Origin of the sequence: Flavobacterium sp. TSSA_36, from assembly GCF_051547165.1 — a bacterium.
Lineage (GTDB): Bacteria > Bacteroidota > Bacteroidia > Flavobacteriales > Flavobacteriaceae > Flavobacterium.
On record NZ_JBPTTP010000048.1, the window covers coordinates 1 to 201 of the forward strand.

General features: G+C 41.3%; 1 protein-coding gene. It reads right to left on the bottom strand.

Features of this window, described 5'->3' with window-relative positions:
• The coding region (locus ACSVH7_RS15180; protein ID WP_438067526.1) for a hypothetical protein at window positions 1–201 on the bottom strand (201 nt) is incomplete at both ends.

The window sequence follows — 201 nt, forward strand, 5'->3', positions numbered from 1 at the left end:
GTTACCAACACTTGGAATCGTTACTGCTGATCCTACAGCTTGTACCCCTGTAATTCCTGCAATTGTATAGTCTTTTACGGTTAAAGTTGTTGAATCGATATCGCCATCTAATCCTGCTGTTGCATCAGTATCGGTGATGATATTTCCTGTAATAGCAACTGCATCTTCTAGTCCGCTGTACCCATTGTTTTGTGCAATTGG